Raw genomic sequence first — 19,314 nt, forward strand, 5'->3', positions numbered from 1 at the left:
TTCCTGAGTAGCGCCTATAGCCTATAAAACATAACCGCCAACGCACTCGTCGGCGGCTCACGATGTCAATGAAAATTTACTTACAGATAGGAGAACACCAGTTCACAGGAATTAAGTAGCTCAAAAATTTTAAGCTGTTTCACCAGTACTTCCTAACGTTCCAGCATTTACACGGACAGTTGGCTCACCCGATTGATCGTCATCCACTGGGACTAAAATATATGTTCTTTGCTTCTCAGATAGCTTGGCATCTTGATTAGCAGATTGCTTGACATCCTCAGCTACATTCTTAAGCGTGTCCACTGTACCTTTTACACTATCATTCACATCCTTGGATGTCCCTTTGACAACATCCACTGTCCCTTTGACAACATCCACTGTCCCTTTGACAGTGTCGTTGACATTCTCTGCTGTGTTCTTAACAGTGTTCCCTACATCCCTGACCGTGTCGTTAACACCGTTAGCGACACTCTGAGTAGAGTTCCCTACATCTTGTACAGTCTCATTAACACCTTCCGCTGCTCTCTTAACTGCGTTCCCTACACCTTTTACAGTTTGGTTGACCCTTTCGGCTGTTCCCTTGGTAGCTAAAGCCCCAGCTACTGCACCCAAAGTTGCACCAATGAGCGCTCCAATCGCTATTTTAGTTAATCCAATACCCTTAGCAGTCCCTTCTGAATAATTATCAGATTGAGATTGATACGGAATCTGCTCAACCGTAATCTCGTCCTCTGTATCCAAAACCTGGTTTTTCTCACTCATAATAATCTTCTGTTTGGTGCCAAAAATTTAGGGATTGTTTAGTAATACGACCAAAAAGCGGCAATTAGACCTTGCTTTCTCTCCTTGCAAGAGGAGCTAATCAAAAAGTTTAGGTCAGATAATTTGCTAATTATTGCTTTTGAAGGTAGTCATAAAGCTGTAGGGATACGATCGCATCCTTCAAGCCTTGGAAAGGCTGTTTGCCCTTAGAGCTTTATGACTACCTTATTTACATTTGTCTTGGCTATAAGCCAAGGGATGTATTACTGAAAGAGTGAGCATTTCTCACAGTGTATTGCTTTCATCGGTAAGCTTAAAACCTTAGTACTCAAGCTTTGAGTGTGCCGACAGATTTTATTAGCTGCAATATGAAGACTAAAATCTTCACACGCCATAATTAAAGTCTGAGTCACTAGTTTCTTTGGATATTTCCATGTCAGTAGTCTGCCCTTCAGTGAAGTCTGCTGCACCAGGCTCTACATCCATGTCTTGATCGATGATCAGTCGCTCTTTTTCCCTTGGAATTATTATGTCGGTTGTCTGAGGTTCGGTGTACTGCATATAGCTAGTCTGACCAGTAGTGGTTTGGCTTGTACCTCCAACTGACTGCTTGGCATCCTCAGCTGTATCCTTAACGGCATCGGCTGCACCTACTGCGGACTGCTTGGCATTCTCGGCTGTGTCCTTGACGGCATCGGCTGCACCTACTACCGATTGACTGACACTGTTCTTGACGGCATCGGTTGCACTTACTGCCGATTGCTTAACATTATTAGCTGTATCTTTGACGGCATCCAACGTACCTTGTACAACTGGCTTGAGACTTTCAGTTGTACCCGTTACTACGTCCGATGTAGTACCAACTACAGCTTGACCAACACCTTCACCTACACTTTTTACTGCGTCGCCTACACCTTTGGCTGTCTGGTTAAGTCCTCCACTTATAGTTTTTAACGCTTGCCCCACACCTTGTGCAGCGTGGTTAAAACCGTTAGTAGCTTTCTTCCCAGTCAAAGCACCAGCTAATGTACCCAACGTAGCACCAACAAGTCCGCCTACAAGTAGTCTCGCTAAGGTAGGATTCATTCCCTTTATCCCCATGCCTACTGAGGAAGCATTGGATTGAGACATAGTGGTAGGCTGATTTTCTTCTGTCATTAACCTATTGCCTGTGCTTGTGCCTGTTGTAGTAGGCTGATTTTCTTCTGTCACTAACCTACTGCCTGTGCTTGTGCCTGTTGTAGGAGTATTGGATTGACTCGTCACAAGGCGGTCAATACTGTCGTCAGGCTTATTCCAAGTCGGCTGGTTCTCATTTACCATAGATGTCTCCTTTGTACCAAGATTGCTTAACAGACCAAGACGGCTCAACGCCTATCTGGGCTAGATTGATTGTTATCTAAGGTCAATTTAACGTTCACGGCTAAGGACTTAACTGATCTAAGGGCTGACCTAGCAGAAAACACCGTCCGTCCCTGGTTGTAGATGTCACAAGGCTTTGAAACCAAAATCGAGTAACACAGTTTACAAAATTTGTTTAAGTTTCTCAAAAGCTCCTATCAGATGTTGTAGCTAAAGCTAGGATTCCGTTCATTAGACCTCTTGCAAAAGTCGATTTTTGCCCCCTAGCCCCCAATTCTGCGGAGAACTTGAATTTAAAGTCTCCCAAAAGGGGGATGCGAAGGGGCATTGCAGGATTTATGCAAAAGGTCTATTAAGACTGACACTTACAAGCTGCTCTTTTTAGCTAGAGCAGGTACACACGGAAAGCTGCTTTCAGCTTTAGGCATTAACCAATTGTCTCGCCCCAAAAACACTCATGGCAAAAGAACTGGCAATTTCTACTCACGGACTCACTAAGCAGTTTGATCGTCATATCGCTGTCAATGACGTTGATTTACAGGTAGAGGCGGGTACCGTTTACGGATTGATTGGCCCAAACGGTGCAGGTAAAACCTCTTTAATTCGGATGTTGGCAGCAGCGGAGGAACCAACAACAGGCGAAATTTATATTAATGGCGATCGCCTTTTACGGGATGATAGCAATCCAACCCTGAAGCGGCGCTTGGGTTATCTCCCTGATGACTACCCACTTTATGATGACTTAACCGTCTGGGACTACCTGGATTATTTTGGGCGACTCTACTGCTTACGGCACAAGCAACGCCGCCAACGCCTACACGAAGTCTTGGAACTGGTACAACTCACGAATAAGCGCAACAGCATGATTTCTACTCTCTCACGAGGGATGAAACAGCGCCTTAGCCTTGCTCGCACGATTATTCATGAGCCAATTCTGCTGCTGTTGGACGAACCCGTGTCTGGACTTGACCCGATCGCACGGATGCAGTTTCGTGAAATTATTAAGACGTTGCAGGAAGCGGGGATGACGATTTTGATTTCGTCACACGTCCTCAGCGATTTAGCTGAACTCTGTACGGCTGTCGGCATTATGGAACTCGGCTATTTAGTAGAAAGTGCCTCGTTAGATGAGTTGTATCAGCGTCTCGGTCGTCAGCAAATTTTCTTGTCAGCACTGGGTAAGCTAGATGCTCTACAAGCGGAACTCAAAAAGAATCCCTTAGTCGAAAACTGTGAGAGATTACCAGAAGCGGGACGGGTGCGAATTGACTTTAAAGGAGAGAAAGAGGATTGTGCTAGATTATTGCGATCGCTCATTTCTGCTGGGATTCCTCTAACAGAGTTCCATTGCACCCAGGAAGACTTGGAAACAATTTTTCTCAAGCTGGGTCATCAGCAGGCATCTTGATGTATTGGATCAGGCAACCTTACCTGCTCAAAATTTTGAGTTATGCCCGGAACCGTAAGCGTGTCCTCTCGTGATTTTGAGGCAACTCCTAACTTATTCAGGTTCAAAGCTAGTATCGCTTCTACATACGGAGACTAAAAATACATGGTTGTGAATTTTGTTAACCAAGTGGGTGAGTGGAATCCCCAATGGTTTAGAGAACTCAAAGGACGGCTCAAGCCTCGCAACATCCTGATTGCCGTTACCATCTCACTCTTGGGTCAACTACTATTGCTGATGGTGTTCTCAGCTCAGCTACCCGTTGCTAATGGTAAAAATGTAGTTCAAAACCGCTTCTGCACTAACGTCGTACGAGAGTATGCTGCTCCTACCTGCGTTGCTGACGGTTTGGGTGGTTTTGTGATTAACTGGTCGCTGTGGTGGACAGACGTATTTGCCTCACTAAGTATCACCGCTATCTTTGCCTTACTAGTGGTCGGCACTTATATGCTAATCAGTGACCTCTCGAAAGAAGAACAACGAGGTACGCTGAACTTTCTGCGTCTTGCCCCTCAGTCTAGTCGCAGCATCTTAACAGGCAAGCTTCTGGGAGTACCGATTCTGCTCTATTTGGTGAGTGGTTTAGCTTTGCCGTTACATTTTGTCGCTGGGTTGTTGGGTCAAATTCCTCTCACTCAGGTTTTGGCATTTTACGGTGTCCTGGCGGCTAGTTGCTTGTTGTTTTACAGTGCAGCCCTGCTATTTGGTTTAGTGGGTACCTGGTTAGGAGGTTTCCAAGCTTGGTTAGGTAGTGGTGTCTTGCTGCTGTTCGTGTTCGGCATGGCTAGGGTTGGTGGCAATGTCGTCATACACAACCCATTAGACTGGCTGAATCTATTTAATCCCACAATATTGGTACCGTACCTGATTGATTCCTATTCTCTAGATGCTGCTAATAGCTCCCCTACTGGAGGGTTCAGAGAACTACAGATGTTTCATCTGCCAATTGGGGCGAGTTTTTGGAGTCTGGCAGCTTGTATGGTACTCAACTACGGGTTGTGGACGTTCTGGGTGTGGCAAGGGCTTAAACGTTGCTTCCATAACCCCAGCGCTACTCTTTTGGGTAAACAACAAAGCTACTGGCTGACGGCTTGCTTTGAAGTCGTGCTGCTTGGATTTGCTCTGAATCCTCAAATTTCAGAATGGAGACCACTTTCAAAAGGTCTATTTGATAATTATCAAATGGTGCTGGTATTCAACCTGCTGCTGTTTTTAGGTCTAATTGCAGCGCTAAGTCCACACCGTCAAGCGATGCAGGATTGGGCACGTTACCGTCATCAAAAGCGTTCTTCCCGCAAAGGAGGCATTGTTGCTGATTTAGTTTGGGGTGAAAAAAGCCCTGCTATCTTTGCTGTGATGTTGAACTTATTGATCGCTTCTGTAAGTTTGCTTGCTTGGATGGCGCTATGGCCGATTAATGAGTACAAGACTTTCGCAATTTGGGGGCTGCTGGTAACAGTAACTCTAATCTCCGTCTACGCTGCCGTTGCTCAAATCATGCTGTTCATGAAAACATCGAAGCGGGCACCTTTAGCCGCGACAAGCGTAGCTAGCTTAATTGTCTTACCACCAATAGTTTTGAGCATACTATCAATGACACCAACCACAAACCCTGGCTTGTGGATGTTTTCCGCTGTCCCTTGGATCGGTTTGGAGACTGTTAGTGGAATCAGTGTCTTTCTGGCCGTCATCGGGCAGTCGCTAATGCTGGGGCTTTTGAGTCTACAGCTAACGCGACAGCTACGAGAAGCGGGTGAGTCTACAACGAAAGCCTTGCTCTCCGGACGTTCTCCACTGGCACTTAAGTAAAAAGAGTGTGTGCGTTCCAGGTAACTCTTCTTGCTCTTGGTAACTTGATATCTAACCTCCTACCGCCCATTTTGAGCTATGGGCGGTTTTTTATATAGCAGTAGCCACGAATGTTAGTCTCTTCCTAATTCCACATCATCAGAACGTGAAACTGTATAGAACCCATTTGACATCTTTTGCTGGGGTGCTTGGCTTTGAAGTAAGCCGTTACTTTGCGATCAATGATAGAGCCTGCTTAACAAGACTGTTTTTTGCAAGAACAGGGATAAAACCAGGTGACTTCTCTTCGGCATGGACATCCCAAGGAATCCGCCGCCGCCGCGACCCGTGGTGACTAAACCTCTCTTGTGGTGACTAGCATTTGACCGGAAGGGCGATCGCGGCCGCGAAGCTCCCGACGACTGTCTTCAGGACAGTCCTGTTTGTCCTGGACAACTGGCTCAAGGATTGGAGATCGCTTCCTGACCCCTTGAAAATGACCTACAAGCAATTGACCTTGGTGTTCCTGCCTACCCCTTCCCGTGGCTCTCGTAGGTTGCTAGAACAGAATCCGGAAACTTCTCAACGTCTCCCTCTATCAGGTTTCTGCGATGCGATCTGAAGAGCAGCAACGCTTCGCGATCGCTTTCAGCCTCTACTCATCCCTACTCAATCTTCCAATTAGGCGTTAAACCCGAAGTAACTTGGCTATACATTTGCAAGACCGATGCAGAAATACGTCCTGAGAGTTTTGCGATCGCCCATAGCGCTCTTGTAAAATCATTTTCAATTGTTGAGAATTCGCCCAGGAAAAAGTTTATGGCAGATATGTCCGGTCAAGACCCCTCGGAAATCATAATGGCAACAGTTGATGAAGAACGAAAAGGCGCAACTTTCAGCGGTACGGTCCTCCTTGGTATAGATCCTGAGGGTGGGGAAGCCGTTTCCTTTAGAGACTTTTTAATTGAAGATTATAAAGGCGAACTTACCGCTTATCTGGCAACAGATGGCGATATAACGAAAAGCATTGATTTAGGCGAACTCGATCATAAAAGCCCCAGTTTTAGGCTGCCAATTCCGCTGGGAACGGATACATCACCCTACAATACAGTCGTGTTGAGCGACAAAAAAAGCAAGAAAAAAATCCTGACGATCAATCTATAAAATTTGTAACTTAGCTCGTAGTTCAGCCAAATTCGATTGCCCTCTTGTATAGAACCCATTTGACATCTTTTGCTGGGGTGCTTGGCTTTGAAGTAAGCCGTTACTTTGCGATCAATGATAGAGCTTGCTTAACAAGACTGTTTTTTGCAAGAACAGGGATAAAACCAGCTAGCTGCAAGGCTTTTAGTTTCAGGAATAGCTCTCAAATGGGTTCTATAGAAGGTTGCGGCTGTTTTAGAGCACGATCGCCTTCAATCCTTTTAGAAGTTATTCCTCAAGTATTGCCTATTTTTCAGATTAGCCATAGGAATTTATCTTCCGGCACAACATACTGTTTGCACCTCTCTACCTTTAGGTAAATCATAAGGGCGATCGCATAATTCAAGAACGTGAGAGAGCTTAGCGAATCCAGCGCTAATATCAAACAAGGAGAAATTCAATGAGTGAAAAAAGGCAGTATCAAGAATTAAGCTAAGCTGGCAACAATACTTTTCATGAGCGCTCCCTAATCCACTCCTTTCTCGCAGTTGCTCTCTTGCCTTAAAAACTTTTTGTAACCAAACGAGTTTTTGCAGCATCAACTCTAAAGCCACTCCAGATACACTCAATCCAGTCATTTCTTGCATCGGTAGTGGCACATTTTGGTCAAATTTAAATAGAGCATCGTTCGCTTGAAATAAAGGACATAGTTCTTGCACAACTTGCATTTGAAATAGGTGTTCGAGTTGTGCCATTTGCAGGACACCTTGATTTTTTAGATATAAACCTAGTGGTTGATTGGGAGGAGAAAACTGAGCTAGTTTAGTAACGGCTCGGTTACTCACCCACTGGTATTGAGTAATCAGTGAAACTAATCCGTTGTGATTTAACTGGTTAGCTGCTGCAACAAGGTTCCCTTGAGATACCCAGATGTAATGAAATGATATCAGTGTCGTTGGGGATTCCGGCAAGGTACGAAGTGTTAGTAAACCCGTTTTCTTCCCGTTCTCAAGAAACTGAAAAATTTCTTGTAAGGAAAAGTCTGAGAGTGAACCTGTAATTGACATAGTGATACTTTCGTCTTGAAATTGTTGCGTAAGTCTCAAGCTACAGAGTGTCTTCTTGGCGCGAAATTGGGAAGTGGGAGAAGCAGGAATAAATAGTTTAAGTAGATGTAAAGCTTGTAGGCTTTTAGCCTTATATAAGACGAAGGTTGGCTAAAGCCACAGTTACAGGCAATTGGAGGCTTGAGTTGGAAGTGGTAAGGAAAAAGCGATCGCTTTTCCTCTAACCAATTCAAAATTTACCAAAAGCATTATCTCATTGAGCAACGCCTTGCAAGGATTTGCTACAGAATGTTTGCATAATGAGAGTGAAGAGTAGCTATAAGCAGTTTCCTAGAGAGATGAGGTACAGCGGGAGGTGTGTGAAACAAGAGCAGAGCTAGGAAAACCAAAAAGCTGATAGCTGATAGCTGACGGCTTTCTGCTATAAATTTAGTAAGCTATTTTGCTACCAGTTGTTCTTTCATCGTGTTTAAGTCAATCTGGAACTTCTGAGAAATCTTTTCGATGATCTTTGCTTCTTCTGGTGTCGTCGTCCCATCCTGTTGAACAACTCGCTCACATTGGGCTAAGAGTGGCATGGCAAAATCACGGTTGAGTTGAGCAAGAAGTTGATCCAATGGTGGCGGAGATTTGATGTTCGCTTTAATCACCGCTAATGAGGCAGGACTAATGTTCAGTGCTTCTAATTCTGGCAAAATGTCTTCCCAGGATTTTTCTGGATTCTCAGCACAGATGACATGAACCAAAATCTGATCCATGATGATTTGCTGTGCGATCGCACCTTTTAAGTAGTCTTGACTCGCCTCCTTGGAAGCGGCTAAGGTTTCCTCTGTCGCTTCTGAATTCAGCCTCGCTTCATAAAAGCGGCAAGCCGCATAACCTACTGTATATAGCATCACTGCATTGGAACTTGCCCCAATCACCGCACCAGCTACAGGCGTATTTTGCAATAACTCTAAACCTACCTTTATCAGCCTGTTTCCACCCAGAGCTAGACCAAAAACCGTTAAGACTTCACCTTTACGTGCTGGGTCGCGAATGTCAAGCCCATAAGCGGCTGCAATTTGATACACCATTTCCGCCTGTAGTGCAGAGGTTGCGGTTAAATCAACAACAAACAATGCAGCGGCTGCCCCTGGTACCAAACTCGTGAACAATCCGCTACTCCCGGCATAAATCGCTTTCTCCACCATAAAGCGGTGTGCGAGTTGTCGTGGCGTTTCATTGGGATACTTTTGCTTTATCTTCTTAACCGCTGTCTCCGCTTTCACCAAATCAACCTGATCGACGACTTTTCGCAGAATCGGAGTACCCGCGACAAATTCTGTGATTTGGCTGAGGACTTGGTAACTGTGCTTTGCTGCACTTCCGCCAACTCCTACTGCTGTTTTGACAGCGGCTTTACCTGCTTGGGACGCATTATTGCCAATTGCCCCACCAACACCTGCGATCGCACCTCCTACTCCCGATGCTGTCTCCACTACCGCTTTTCCGGTGTGAAAGACAGTATCACTGACTGCCTTACCTACGCCAGTCGCGGTATCGACCAATACTTTGCCTGTCCCTAACGTTGTATTACCAACAACCTCACCTACACCTGCGGCTGTCTCCACCACTACTTTCCCCGCCTGAGATGTGGTGTGGCTAATAGATTCACCAATCCCGCCAATCATTTTGGCAAAGGAGAAAAATGAAAATGGTTCTTCTGTTGAAGATTTACCCTTATTCAGCGTCGCTGAGACATCAACCACTACAAAAGTTTGATGCCAATCGGGAATATCATCACCCGGTTGACGCCCATACACATTCACTGTCTCGACTCGTTCCAGTTGTAAGCGGGTAATTACATCACGGATCAGGGCGACTGTCTCCTTTTTATTGGGAGTTTCGACGGCTTCAATGATGATATTCAAGCCATCATTTTTGATAGCCGCTTTCGCCGTCGCGCCTTTAGGTTCAAAAGAGCGATTGAGTAAAGTTGCGATCGCGTTAGTATCTCCTCGTTTAGCAAGTTCCTCAAGAGTAGGCTGTGACATAGTGCGTAATGCGGGAGCAGTGAGGGGTAAGTCCGTATTAGTTGGAAACAAACTACACTATTAGCTCTCTTAAATTGCTCTCTCCACAGGAACAATTTTGTTCTGGAGACCTTTGCACTTCACTAAAGGTCTTAGTGGGACTTAGACACAAACTGAGACAAGTTGTTGAGCGATCGCATTTTCTACGTTGATGGGAGGATGCGATCGCTTTTTTCTTTAACTACTCTTTTTAGAGTACAGTTAAATACACAAATTATATTAAGTAATATTAAATAGATTAAAAACTATACGGCGACTAAGGTTGTAATCGTTTGTCTGCTCTTGGTATTTTTTTTTACTAGGCAACTCAGTACACAACCCAAATCTCAAGTCTTATCCTTTAATTAAACTCCTTTTAAGGTTCAAAATGCGTATGCCTATGTATGATAGATGTCACCGTATTTTTATTGCTCAGAGTTGAGTAGCTCAACACAATCCTTAGAAAATAGTTTATAATTCTTAATAGACACACAAAACTAGGTTAATTACATGCCTGATATTGTTGATACTGCTGTTAATGCTGGTTCATTCAGCACCCTAGTTGCTGCTGTCAAAGCTGCTGGTTTAGTAGACACCCTCAAAGGTACTGGTCCTTTCACCGTATTTGCGCCCACTGATGAAGCGTTTGCAAAGCTTCCTGATGGCACAGTAGATGCCTTGCTCAAGGACATTCCAAAACTTAAGAAAATCCTGACCTATCACGTTGTTTCAGGTAAGGTAATGGCGGCAGACGTGGTGAAGCTGAAGTCAGCTACTACGGTTGAAGGTTCAGATGTGAAAATTGACGCTTCCAACGGTGTCAAGGTGAATGATTCTACAGTTACAACGCCGGATGTTGCTACTGATAACGGCGTTATTCACATCATTGACACAGTGTTGCTTCCTGCATAAGCAAACACTTAAATAGAACACTATCTGTGGGGCAGCAACTGCATATAGTTGCTGCCCCATAGTTGTCTAGTTACATGAGCTTTCTCACTTCTCAGACATCCTCTGAGGAAATTAAACGCTTAATGAAGCCGTACTCTCAACTCACCGTTATTTCTTACATCATCGGTCCTACCTTGATCGTAGTGAGCCATGTTGGTGCACTACTCGTGATTTTCACTGGCTTATCCTGGGGGGCGATCGCTTGGGCAGTGTTACTATATGTCATCCGAATGTTTGCCATTACTAGCATTTACCACCGGTTGCTGACACATAGAAGCTATCAAGCTTCAGCGCTAGTGCTATGGATTGGTAGCATCGTCGCTGCCGCCGCTGGACAAATGGGACCCAGTTGGTGGAAAGCTCATCATACAAAGCATCATCAATTTGCCGACCAGGAACACGACCCGCATTCGCCGTATCGACCGTTTAAAGGGATCAAAGGCTTTTGGTGGTCTCAAGCTGGATGGCTGTTATCCTCACACTTTTTACCCGCAAAGTTGCCCGCTGATGTTGAAAATGATGTCGTTTTGAGGATGGTTGATCGATTGCACTTCATTCCCACCATTGCGCTGGGTGCAATCTCCTACCTTATGGGTGGAGTAGACTATCTCAGTGCTTTTTTCCTCAGCACAACCCTGCTCTTTCACGGGGTCGCAACGGTTAACTCACTGACCCACACCGTTGGTGAACAACCGTTTAGCACTAATGATTATAGTCGAAACAACTGGTTCGTTGCAGTTCTGACTTTGGGTGAAGGCTGGCATAATCTGCATCATGCATTTCAATCATCAGCCCGACACGGTATAACCTTGCGAGCAGGTAAGGTTGCTTATTTGCCAGATCCAACATTTTGGTTGATCAAACTGTTTGAATTTTTTAATCTAGCATCAAAGATTAGAATGCCGTCTGAAACAGAACTTATTAATCGCGCTAAAGAGGAGAGGCATGGCGCTTGCTGATGCAAACTTCTCGGCATTATCAGAATGACGAGACTTTCACAGATTGGTCAGGAGAAAAGGCTGTTCCCTGTCCACTGAGCCAGGAAGCCAAAGGTTTAATAAAGCCGAACGGGATTGATTGTACCTAAACACTATCGATAGCCTACCGCTACGAGAGCTTTTTTACTCCCTAGATATCCTCTTGCCTGAACGAGGTCTATTTTCTAAGCTGTTCTTAAAACAAGAAATCAATCTCCACTAACACGCCTATATCTACGGCTAAAAACAAACCACGATAATCCAGCACACCCCAACAAAACTGGCGTTAGCCAATCTCCCCAACGCACATATAAAGTCTGCGTTTGCCGCCGATAAACTGTATGTGCATGGATTTCATAGGTATTAATTCCAGAAATCCATAGGGTTCTGCCATGGGGGTCAACAATGCCAGAATAACCAGTATTCGTTGCTCGAACTGCCCACCTATCTGTTTCAATTGCCCGCATCACATCCTGGGCATGATGCTGGGCTGGCATTGTTTCACTGTAGTGGGCATTGTTTGAGGCAGTAAGAATAAACTGACCACCAGCCGCCGCCTGACGTCGGAAATGCTTTGCAAACGCTGACTCATAACAAATACCGACAATTGCCCTACCAAAAGGAGTCTCAAAGATTTGGGCTGGCTTACCCGCAACGAGATGAGCATCTAAAGGAGAAAGTCGGTTAACCAGACCTCCCAAAAATTGCTCAAACGGAATATATTCTCCCAAAGGCACCAACTTCACCTTGTCGTAGCGGCTAACTGTCTCACCTGTGCCTCTAACAGTAAACAAGCTATTGGTAATGCTACGTCCCTCTTCTCCAAAGCCTCCTACCCAGGCAAGAACACCCTGATCCAAAATCGCTGAATAGAAGGAACTTTGAGTGCGAACCTGCTCAATCCATGAGAAAGGCAAAGCCGTCTCAGGAGTTAGAACTGCATCAACACCTTCTGCTGCCAAAGCCTCATAGCCAGTTGTATATCCTTCAATTGCTCGACGCCAACCAGCCGGAAATAGCTTAATTCTGTTGGGAATATTGCCTTGAATAATCCCTACTTTCAGTGCAGCTTGGGGTGCTTGAACTAATGGGCGACTGTACAGACTGAAGCCAATGAGGTGCAAGAGAATCAATAGCCCTAGTGCCATGCTTATGTAGGTGATGGGGCGATAGGGCGATGAGGTGATGGGGTGATGGGGTGATGGAGTTGCTGACTTGCCTAGAGATTGGTAAAAAATCTCTCTCTTGTTTCCCTTTTGGCTTACTCGTTCTCGCCCTTGTTCTCTGCTGTGCTGGTAGCTAATCCAAGCTTCAGAAATTAAACCATTTACAGCAACAATTGCTGCTGTCACCGTTGTCGGGCCAGACAATTGACCCAAGTGCAAAATTATTAGATTGTGAGGGCTTTGAGTATAGGATAGAGAACTCCACCACAAGGAACCCGAACTCCAAAGAGCCTCTAAGCTACACCAGAGTGCTGTCCCGATGAGTACTCGAATCACAGCTAAAAGCTTAGATTTTTGATTGAGCCAAAATAGAAAACCTGCCCAGATTGCAACCAAGGCAGCGCCCCAGAGGGTAATAAATATCCAGCAAAAAAGTGCGATCGCAATACTAGCAAGCCACGGCACCCCCATCCAATCCATCGGGTGAACGCCAGTAATCCAAAACAACGCCAACCCATGGTAGCCAATGCCCCAAAGCAAACCGTACAAAGCACATTGGCGAAGCTTCTGACCATTAGCTACGGCAAACCATAAGGGAACTAGAGCAATCCAAGCTAAAGGCCAAGCCTCTACAGGTGCTGGTGTCAGCCCCATCAGGATGCCACCGAATACTGACAAAAGTAAGAGGCACACCTGCCAAAGTCGCTGTGAGATTTTCATTAGGTTTTCCCGCCTGGAGACCCCATTCTTGATTCTTCCGTCAACAGCCCCATCCGTTTATGGGTGGGGCTTGTCCCTAACCGAAGTTATCGGTTGAGACAATAGGCGCATTGACTGACACCCTTAGTTTAAGAAAGTCTTCACGAATTCGGAAGGAATTCTTTAGGTCTAGTCTTAAGAACGTTAGCCAACAAGCAATATCCTAACTGGACTCAACAACTCAGGTAACGACGAAGCAGCACCTCAAGCTCATCAACAACATAAGGCTTACTGACATACTCATTGCAGCCTGCCGATAAAATACGCTCTCGATCTTCTACTCTTGCCATCGCCGTCACCGCAATCACTGGAATATTTACGGTTAGAGAGTTTTCCCGGAGGCGATGGACAACTTCCATGCCGTCTAAATCGGGTAACATCATATCCAGCAAGATGAGAGACGGTGTCTGATGTTGCGCTAAGTCTAGAGCCGTTTGACCATCCGCAGCCGTGATAATCGTGCAACCAAGTTGCTCAATCAAGAAGGAAAGAAGTAACAAATTGTCTTCATTGTCATCGACAACCAAAACTAATTGCTGTTGAGCAGCAGACTGATCAGTACTGCTGATGGGACGTTCCATATCCAAGTTCTGCTCCTGGGAAGTCGTAAACAAAGCGAGACAATCCTCAACAGGAAAATGGACAAGGCATTCATCAAGCGGCAGTATGGCGCTTTGTATGGACTGGCTTGTATTTAATCTGTGCTGATTCTAAGTTGATGGAGTTTATTGAGGTTTATTAACTCAATCCCTGTCTGAAGACATATCTTACTTTAAATCGACAAAAATATAAAGTTTGTGGCAGAAGTCAGCTAATTGCTGAGTTTATATCCCAAAAGCATGAAATTCCATTAATTTAGCTTGTTACCTCACTAACAATCAAGTGTGAAGCAAGGACGAATGAAAACTCTCATCCTTTGCCAGCAGCAGATAAGTCTTAGGGAGGCGACAAGCACTCTCGTAGAAAATCGCCAGAAAATGTTCGACGATTTTCTACAGCCCAGAGCAGTTACGCACAAATTGTTGAATAATTTTAAAATATGCCTTTAGATTGTTTTAGTCTTTTTAAGCAACCCCTTGTATGAACCACGAGTCTTCAAAGCCTACGCGAGGGCAGCTAGAACGTTTGCTTTCTCAACGGCTCCAGGGTTTATACCGTGAGCAGTTAGGACATCAGCCTAGTAAGGTAACCTGTCAACTCTTTGATGAGAAGCTGGCAGTTATTGTCGAAGACTCAATTACGCCGCCTGAGCAATTGTTAGCGAACACAGGTCAAGTTGAGTTAGCTCAAAAAGTTCGCTCAGACTTGGATAAGGCAATCCAACCTCAGCTAAAAGCGCTGATAGAGGAAGTCCTGAGTGTTGGTGTCCTAGATCTTCTGAGCGATGCCACACTGGAAACGGGGCGTACTGGCATCATTGCTGTCTTGGATATCACTCCAGAAGTTCGTAATCCTGAGGCGATTCCTAAAATTAAGAAATAGCGACCTTTTGGCAGAGATGGCGCTGAACTGTGGCTTCAATATCTTCTATCATGTAAGGCTTGATAATGTAATCATTGAAGCCTGCTTTTAGAAGACGCTCTTGGTCTTCTTTGAGCGCTAAAGCTGTAACCGCAATCACAGGAATCAACTTAGTAATGCTGTCTTTCCGAAGCTGAGTTACAACCTCAATGCCATCCATGTAAGGCATGAGGACATCCAGCAGAATTAAATCGGGTTGATACGTTTGAGCAAGTAAAAGCCCTCTCATCCCATCAGTCGCAGTTACCACAATGCAACCAAGCGGCTCTAGTGCGTAAGCTAAAAGCAGCAAATTGTCTTCGTCATCGTCAACGACCAAAACTAACTGTTGTGTGGCGCTGGAAAGTTGAGTGCCAACAACACTGAGAAGCTTTTGCTCATAAAAAGGGGAAAATTCCAAATTACCCATCCTACCCTCAGGGAACTCCTACGACGGTCACGTTCCTCTTACCCTAAGAGTGGACGAGGCACTCTTCAAGCGGCTGTACGGCGCTTGTTATTGGCTGGTTCGTAGTCAATCCGCCAGGTCGTCAAGTCTTTGCTTTGGGTTTAAGGAAAAACCTCTTCAAGCTAGCAGGGCTGCCTTTGCATTCGTCATTGTAGTGCAAATCTATAACAAAATAAAGAATTGTTTAAGAATTGCTACCTTTGCAAAAGTATTTGCTGAAGCCTATTTTACAGAACTTGTAACAACCTTGACGGTGTGAGTTTTGTGAGAGCATCTGTAAAGCAATCTACATAATCTAAGGCTTTGAATGTTGTATGCACAGTAGACTGGGAGAGCAAGGTTAGTCCCATATACTTTGGGAGTGGAGAGCGAGGCAATGGGTATCGCCACGATTAACCCAGCAACCGGGGAAACACTAAAAACATTTGAACCACTTAGCACAGAATTAATTGAAGCTAAGTTAGCACTGTCGCAACAGACATTCGAGCAATATCGTAAAACACCAATGAGCCAAAGAGCGGCATGGCTCTACAAAGCGGCTGATATTTTAGAGCGTGATCAGGTTCACTTCGGTGAGATCATGACCACAGAAATGGGTAAAACCATTAAAAGTGCGATCGCAGAAGTCCAGAAGTGCGCCTTAGTTTGCCGCTACTACGCTGAACATGCCGCAGAGTTTCTCGCTGATGTGAGTGTCGGCACTGATGCCAGCCAAAGCTTTGTGCGTTACCAACCACTTGGAGCGGTTCTCGCCGTCATGCCGTGGAATTTTCCCTTTTGGCAGGTGTTCCGCTTTGCAGCCCCTGCTTTAATGGCGGGAAATGTGGGTTTGCTGAAGCACTCTTCTAACGTACCGCAATGCGCGTTGGCGATCGAGGACGTGATTACAGAAGCCGGATTTCCAGAGGGAGCGTTTCAAACATTACTCATCGGTGCCAGCCAAGTTGAAGCAATTATTAATGATGAACGGGTTAAAGCCGCAACCTTAACAGGGAGTGAGTTTGCGGGTGCCAGTCTAGCGGCAGCAGCAGGTAAGCAAATTAAGAAAACTGTCTTAGAACTAGGGGGAAGTGACCCCTTTATTGTCCTAGAAAGCGCTGATATAGAGGCAGCCGTTGCAACGGCTGTGACTGCGCGGTTACTCAATAATGGTCAATCCTGTATTGGGGCAAAACGGTTTATTCTCGAAGAGTCGATAGCTGATGAATTTGAGCGACGCTTCCTTGAGAAATTCCAGACTCTGAAAGTCGGCGACCCAATGGATGAGAACACGGATGTGGGCCCATTAGCAACTCCTGACATCCTCGAAGACTTGGATAAGCAAGTGCAAGAGTGTATCGAAAAAGGGTCAAAAGTTCTGATTGGCGGACAGCGATTAAGCGATCGCCCTGGTAACTTCTACCCACCCACAATTTTGGCAGACTTCCCACCAGGAACCCCAGCAGACCAAGAGGAGTTCTTTGGTCCCGTAGCACTCCTGTTTAGAGTTAAGGACATTGATGCAGCGATTGAACTCGCCAATTCAACACTTTTTGGATTAGGCGCGAGTGCCTGGACAACCGATGAACAGCAAGCACATCGCTTAATTGATGAACTCGAAGCCGGGGCAGTCTTTATCAATGGTTTAGTTAAGTCTGATCCGCGTCTACCTTTCGGCGGAACCAAGCGTTCTGGATATGGGCGAGAGTTAGGGATTCAGGGCATCCATGAATTTGTCAACATCAAAACAGTCTGGGTGAAGTAATAGAGGCTGCTTTGCGAGGAATTGAAATTGGGGCTAGGGTTGAGATACTAGCTAGCCCCAAAGATGCCTTTGGCAGCGAAACAAATAAATATTCAGGGAGATTAATAATGGGCGAAATGAACACAGCAGAACTGTTGGTGCATTGCCTAGAAAACGAAGGTGTGGAGTATGTTTTTGGATTGCCTGGGGAAGAGAACCTGCATGTCCTAGAAGCGCTTAGACATTCTTCCATTCAATTCATTACAACCCGTCATGAACAAGGCGCAGCCTTCATGGCAGATTTGTATGGACGCTTAACAGGTAAGGCAGGAGTATGCCTTTCGACATTGGGCCCAGGCGCGACTAACTTAATGACTGGCGTTGCTGATGCCAACCTGGATGGGGCACCACTAGTGGCAATTACGGGTCAGGTTGGAACAGACAGGATGCACATTGAATCGCACCAATACTTAGATTTGGTGGCAATGTTTGCACCCGTAACAAAGTGGAACGCTCAAATTGTTCGTCCTAGTAATACAACAGAAATTGTTCGGAAAGCGTTTAAAATCGCTCAAAGCGAAAAACCGGGAGCAGTTCACATTGATTTGCCAGAAAATATTGCGGCAATGCCCGTAATTGGCGAACCGCTCACTAAAGATAGCAGAGAAAAGACCTATGCCTCTTTCCGTAGTTTAGGCAAAGCCGCTGTTGCGATTTCCAAAGCAAAAAACCCCTTAATCCTGGTAGGAAATGGGGCAATTCGTGCGGGTGCTGGTGAGGAACTGACGGAGTTTGCAACTCGGATGAATATTCCCGTTGTGAATACCTTTATGGGGAAAGGTGTCATTCCCTACACTCATCCTCTAGCGCTGTGGACGGTAGGACTGCAACAGCGCGACCATATCAATTGTGCTTTTGACCAAGCCGATTTGATCATCGCGGTTGGTTATGACTTAATTGAATATTCACCGAAAAAGTGGAACCCCCAAGGAAATATTCCGATAATTCATATCGGAGCAGAACCCGCAGAGATTGATAGTAGTTATATTCCCTTGGTGGAAGTGGTCGGTGATATTTCTGACTCGCTCAGTGAAATAATGAAGCAGGCAGATCGTCAAGGCAAACCAACACCATCTGCTGTTGAATTACGAGGGGAAATCCGGGAAGACTACGAATACTATGCCAACGATGAAGGCTTTCCGATTAAGCCACAAAAACTAATTTATGACTTGCGGCAGGTCATGGGACCTGAGGACATCATAATTTCTGATGTTGGCGCTCACAAGATGTGGATAGCCCGTCATTATCATGGAGAGCGTCCGAATACCTGTATTATCTCCAATGGCTTTGCCGCAATGGGCATTGCGCTACCAGGAGCAATAGCAGCAAAACTGGTTCATCCTGAGCGAAACGTTGTTGCTGTTACGGGTGATGGGGGCTTCATGATGAATTGTCAGGAACTCGAAACAGCATTGCGGGTAGGAACCCCATTCGTCACCTTAATTTTTAATGACGGTGGCTATGGTTTGATTGAGTGGAAGCAACAAAATCACTTTGGCGTAGGTGAATCAGCGTTCATTAAATTTGGCAATCCGGATTTTGTCAAATTTGCCGAAAGTATGGGATTAAAAGGCTACCGTGTAACTTCCGCCGCTGATTTGATTCCCACTCTGAAAACAGCACTCGCTCAAGATGTCCCGACAGTAATTGATTGTCCAGTGGACTATGCCGAAAACCTCCGCTTTACGCAGAAAGCTGGGGATTTAAGTTGCAAGATGTAGGTTGGTTATTGGTTATTGGTTGTTAGTTATTAGTTTGCAGACTAATGACTAAAAATACCCCTTTTTATTGAGTCCGCCTGCGCGGACTTTGTTTGTATAGCTGTGACTTTCAGCCATAGGGAGATTGGGAAGCCATAGCATAGATCTAGAATAAAACGTAAACAACTGGAGAGAACAGCTCGTGACTAATCTTTTTACAGCGGAACAAATTAGCACTTTATCTGCTGAAATCGACAGCCAACTGCGGGAACTGAATGCAGAATCGGATTCAAGCATGAAATCAGACGAGTCTGAACAGCCTAATTCATTGCCTATTAAGCAGAGTCAAGCTATTGAATAAATTACTAAAGAAAAGCCCAAAAGCT

17 protein-coding genes are annotated in these 19,314 nt (G+C 45.3%); 10 read left to right on the top strand and 7 right to left on the bottom strand.

The annotated features are described in order from the left end of the window. Nucleotides 1–129 precede the first annotated feature (129 nt). Both H6F98_RS21400 and H6F98_RS21405 read right to left on the bottom strand, forming a co-directional pair. A complete protein-coding gene (locus tag H6F98_RS21400) occupies nucleotides 130–762 on the bottom strand; it encodes a YtxH domain-containing protein (RefSeq protein ID WP_192220738.1) in 633 nt (210 codons plus the stop codon). A 384-nt stretch (nucleotides 763–1,146) separates the two neighbouring features. Continuing rightward, nucleotides 1,147–2,085, bottom strand: coding sequence for a hypothetical protein (locus H6F98_RS21405; RefSeq protein ID WP_192220739.1), 939 nt, complete (start codon nucleotides 2,083–2,085; stop codon nucleotides 1,147–1,149). Nucleotides 2,086–2,581: 496 nt separating this feature from the next. On the opposite strand from H6F98_RS21405, the gene H6F98_RS21410 reads away from it, so the two are divergent. From H6F98_RS21410 to H6F98_RS21425, 4 genes are all read left to right on the top strand, one after another. Next, entirely contained in the window at nucleotides 2,582–3,532 is a 951-nt protein-coding gene (locus H6F98_RS21410; protein WP_192220740.1) for an ABC transporter ATP-binding protein, read from the top strand. Between the two features lie 144 nt (nucleotides 3,533–3,676). After that, nucleotides 3,677–5,380 carry an ABC transporter permease gene (locus tag H6F98_RS21415; RefSeq protein WP_192220741.1) on the top strand — a complete coding sequence of 568 codons (1,704 nt, stop codon included), beginning with the start codon at nucleotides 3,677–3,679 and terminating at the stop codon, nucleotides 5,378–5,380. 145 nt (nucleotides 5,381–5,525) lie between these two features. Next, nucleotides 5,526–5,714, top strand: a complete 189-nt coding sequence (locus H6F98_RS21420; RefSeq protein ID WP_192220742.1) for a hypothetical protein — start codon at nucleotides 5,526–5,528, stop codon at nucleotides 5,712–5,714. A 464-nt stretch (nucleotides 5,715–6,178) separates the two neighbouring features. Beyond that, on the top strand, nucleotides 6,179–6,523 hold the full coding sequence (locus H6F98_RS21425) for a hypothetical protein (protein WP_192220743.1): 345 nt from the start codon (nucleotides 6,179–6,181) through the stop codon (nucleotides 6,521–6,523). Between the two features lie 311 nt (nucleotides 6,524–6,834). On the opposite strand, the gene H6F98_RS21430 is transcribed toward H6F98_RS21425, so the two are convergent. Together H6F98_RS21430 and H6F98_RS21435 are read right to left on the bottom strand one after the other, a co-directional pair. After that, the gene (locus H6F98_RS21430) at nucleotides 6,835–7,569 is read right to left on the bottom strand and encodes a DUF4388 domain-containing protein (RefSeq protein ID WP_192220744.1); all 735 of its coding nucleotides are present in this window, start codon (nucleotides 7,567–7,569) and stop codon (nucleotides 6,835–6,837) included. Nucleotides 7,570–8,006: 437 nt separating this feature from the next. Next, on the bottom strand, nucleotides 8,007–9,605 hold the full coding sequence (locus H6F98_RS21435; protein WP_192220745.1) for a hypothetical protein: 1,599 nt from the start codon (nucleotides 9,603–9,605) through the stop codon (nucleotides 8,007–8,009). A 528-nt stretch (nucleotides 9,606–10,133) separates the two neighbouring features. Here H6F98_RS21435 and H6F98_RS21440 point away from each other — a divergent pair. Both H6F98_RS21440 and H6F98_RS21445 read left to right on the top strand, forming a co-directional pair. Then, the gene (locus tag H6F98_RS21440; RefSeq protein ID WP_192220746.1) at nucleotides 10,134–10,535 is read left to right on the top strand and encodes a fasciclin domain-containing protein; all 402 of its coding nucleotides are present in this window, start codon (nucleotides 10,134–10,136) and stop codon (nucleotides 10,533–10,535) included. 122 nt (nucleotides 10,536–10,657) lie between these two features. Further along, nucleotides 10,658–11,533 (top strand): acyl-CoA desaturase, encoded by an 876-nt coding sequence (locus H6F98_RS21445; protein ID WP_192220777.1) that lies wholly within the window; start codon nucleotides 10,658–10,660, stop codon nucleotides 11,531–11,533. A gap of 227 nt (nucleotides 11,534–11,760) precedes the next feature. Here H6F98_RS21445 and lnt read toward each other — a convergent pair whose 3' ends face one another. Next, nucleotides 11,761–13,437 (bottom strand): apolipoprotein N-acyltransferase, encoded by a 1,677-nt coding sequence (gene lnt, locus H6F98_RS21450; protein ID WP_192220747.1) that lies wholly within the window; start codon nucleotides 13,435–13,437, stop codon nucleotides 11,761–11,763. Nucleotides 13,438–13,649: 212 nt separating this feature from the next. Further along, nucleotides 13,650–14,057: a response regulator gene (locus tag H6F98_RS21455; protein ID WP_192220748.1), complete on the bottom strand. Its 408-nt coding sequence runs from the start codon at nucleotides 14,055–14,057 to the stop codon at nucleotides 13,650–13,652. Between the two features lie 499 nt (nucleotides 14,058–14,556). On the opposite strand from H6F98_RS21455, the gene H6F98_RS21460 reads away from it, so the two are divergent. After that, entirely contained in the window at nucleotides 14,557–14,958 is a 402-nt protein-coding gene (locus tag H6F98_RS21460) for a DUF2294 domain-containing protein (RefSeq protein ID WP_192220749.1), read from the top strand. On the opposite strand, the gene H6F98_RS21465 is transcribed toward H6F98_RS21460, so the two are convergent. Beyond that, a complete protein-coding gene (locus H6F98_RS21465; RefSeq protein ID WP_192220750.1) occupies nucleotides 14,948–15,406 on the bottom strand; it encodes a response regulator in 459 nt (152 codons plus the stop codon). The two genes, H6F98_RS21460 and H6F98_RS21465, sit on opposite strands and share 11 nt — an antisense overlap. Nucleotides 15,407–15,821: 415 nt before the next feature. Here H6F98_RS21465 and H6F98_RS21470 point away from each other — a divergent pair, with 415 nt between their 5' ends. From H6F98_RS21470 to H6F98_RS32850, 3 genes are all read left to right on the top strand, one after another. After that, nucleotides 15,822–17,189: an NAD-dependent succinate-semialdehyde dehydrogenase gene (locus H6F98_RS21470; RefSeq protein ID WP_192220751.1), complete on the top strand. Its 1,368-nt coding sequence runs from the start codon at nucleotides 15,822–15,824 to the stop codon at nucleotides 17,187–17,189. Between the two features lie 116 nt (nucleotides 17,190–17,305). Next, on the top strand, nucleotides 17,306–18,949 hold the full coding sequence (locus H6F98_RS21475; RefSeq protein ID WP_242058636.1) for an acetolactate synthase large subunit: 1,644 nt from the start codon (nucleotides 17,306–17,308) through the stop codon (nucleotides 18,947–18,949). 181 nt (nucleotides 18,950–19,130) lie between these two features. Beyond that, entirely contained in the window at nucleotides 19,131–19,289 is a 159-nt protein-coding gene (locus H6F98_RS32850) for a hypothetical protein (RefSeq protein ID WP_199348774.1), read from the top strand. Nucleotides 19,290–19,314: the final 25 nt, after the last annotated feature.

This window comes from Microcoleus sp. FACHB-SPT15, from assembly GCF_014849525.1.
In the GTDB taxonomy this organism is placed as follows: Bacteria; Cyanobacteriota; Cyanobacteriia; order Cyanobacteriales; family Coleofasciculaceae; genus Symplocastrum; species Symplocastrum torsivum.

What these genes read in the sequence shown, in the direction of transcription:
- H6F98_RS21400 (WP_192220738.1), bottom strand. Translation starts at nt 762, where the DNA reads ATGAGTGAGAAAAACCAGGTTTTGGATACAGAGGACGAGATTACGGTT.
- H6F98_RS21405 (WP_192220739.1), bottom strand. Translation starts at nt 2,085, where the DNA reads ATGGTAAATGAGAACCAGCCGACTTGGAATAAGCCTGACGACAGTATT.
- H6F98_RS21410 (WP_192220740.1), top strand. Translation starts at nt 2,582, where the DNA reads ATGGCAAAAGAACTGGCAATTTCTACTCACGGACTCACTAAGCAGTTT.
- H6F98_RS21415 (WP_192220741.1), top strand. Translation starts at nt 3,677, where the DNA reads ATGGTTGTGAATTTTGTTAACCAAGTGGGTGAGTGGAATCCCCAATGG.
- H6F98_RS21425 (WP_192220743.1), top strand. Translation starts at nt 6,179, where the DNA reads ATGGCAGATATGTCCGGTCAAGACCCCTCGGAAATCATAATGGCAACA.
- H6F98_RS21430 (WP_192220744.1), bottom strand. Translation starts at nt 7,569, where the DNA reads ATGTCAATTACAGGTTCACTCTCAGACTTTTCCTTACAAGAAATTTTT.
- H6F98_RS21435 (WP_192220745.1), bottom strand. Translation starts at nt 9,605, where the DNA reads ATGTCACAGCCTACTCTTGAGGAACTTGCTAAACGAGGAGATACTAAC.
- H6F98_RS21440 (WP_192220746.1), top strand. Translation starts at nt 10,134, where the DNA reads ATGCCTGATATTGTTGATACTGCTGTTAATGCTGGTTCATTCAGCACC.
- H6F98_RS21445 (WP_192220777.1), top strand. Translation starts at nt 10,658, where the DNA reads ATGAAGCCGTACTCTCAACTCACCGTTATTTCTTACATCATCGGTCCT.
- lnt (WP_192220747.1), bottom strand. Translation starts at nt 13,437, where the DNA reads ATGAAAATCTCACAGCGACTTTGGCAGGTGTGCCTCTTACTTTTGTCA.
- H6F98_RS21455 (WP_192220748.1), bottom strand. Translation starts at nt 14,057, where the DNA reads ATGGAACGTCCCATCAGCAGTACTGATCAGTCTGCTGCTCAACAGCAA.
- H6F98_RS21460 (WP_192220749.1), top strand. Translation starts at nt 14,557, where the DNA reads ATGAACCACGAGTCTTCAAAGCCTACGCGAGGGCAGCTAGAACGTTTG.
- H6F98_RS21465 (WP_192220750.1), bottom strand. Translation starts at nt 15,406, where the DNA reads ATGGGTAATTTGGAATTTTCCCCTTTTTATGAGCAAAAGCTTCTCAGT.
- H6F98_RS21470 (WP_192220751.1), top strand. Translation starts at nt 15,822, where the DNA reads ATGGGTATCGCCACGATTAACCCAGCAACCGGGGAAACACTAAAAACA.
- H6F98_RS21475 (WP_242058636.1), top strand. Translation starts at nt 17,306, where the DNA reads ATGAACACAGCAGAACTGTTGGTGCATTGCCTAGAAAACGAAGGTGTG.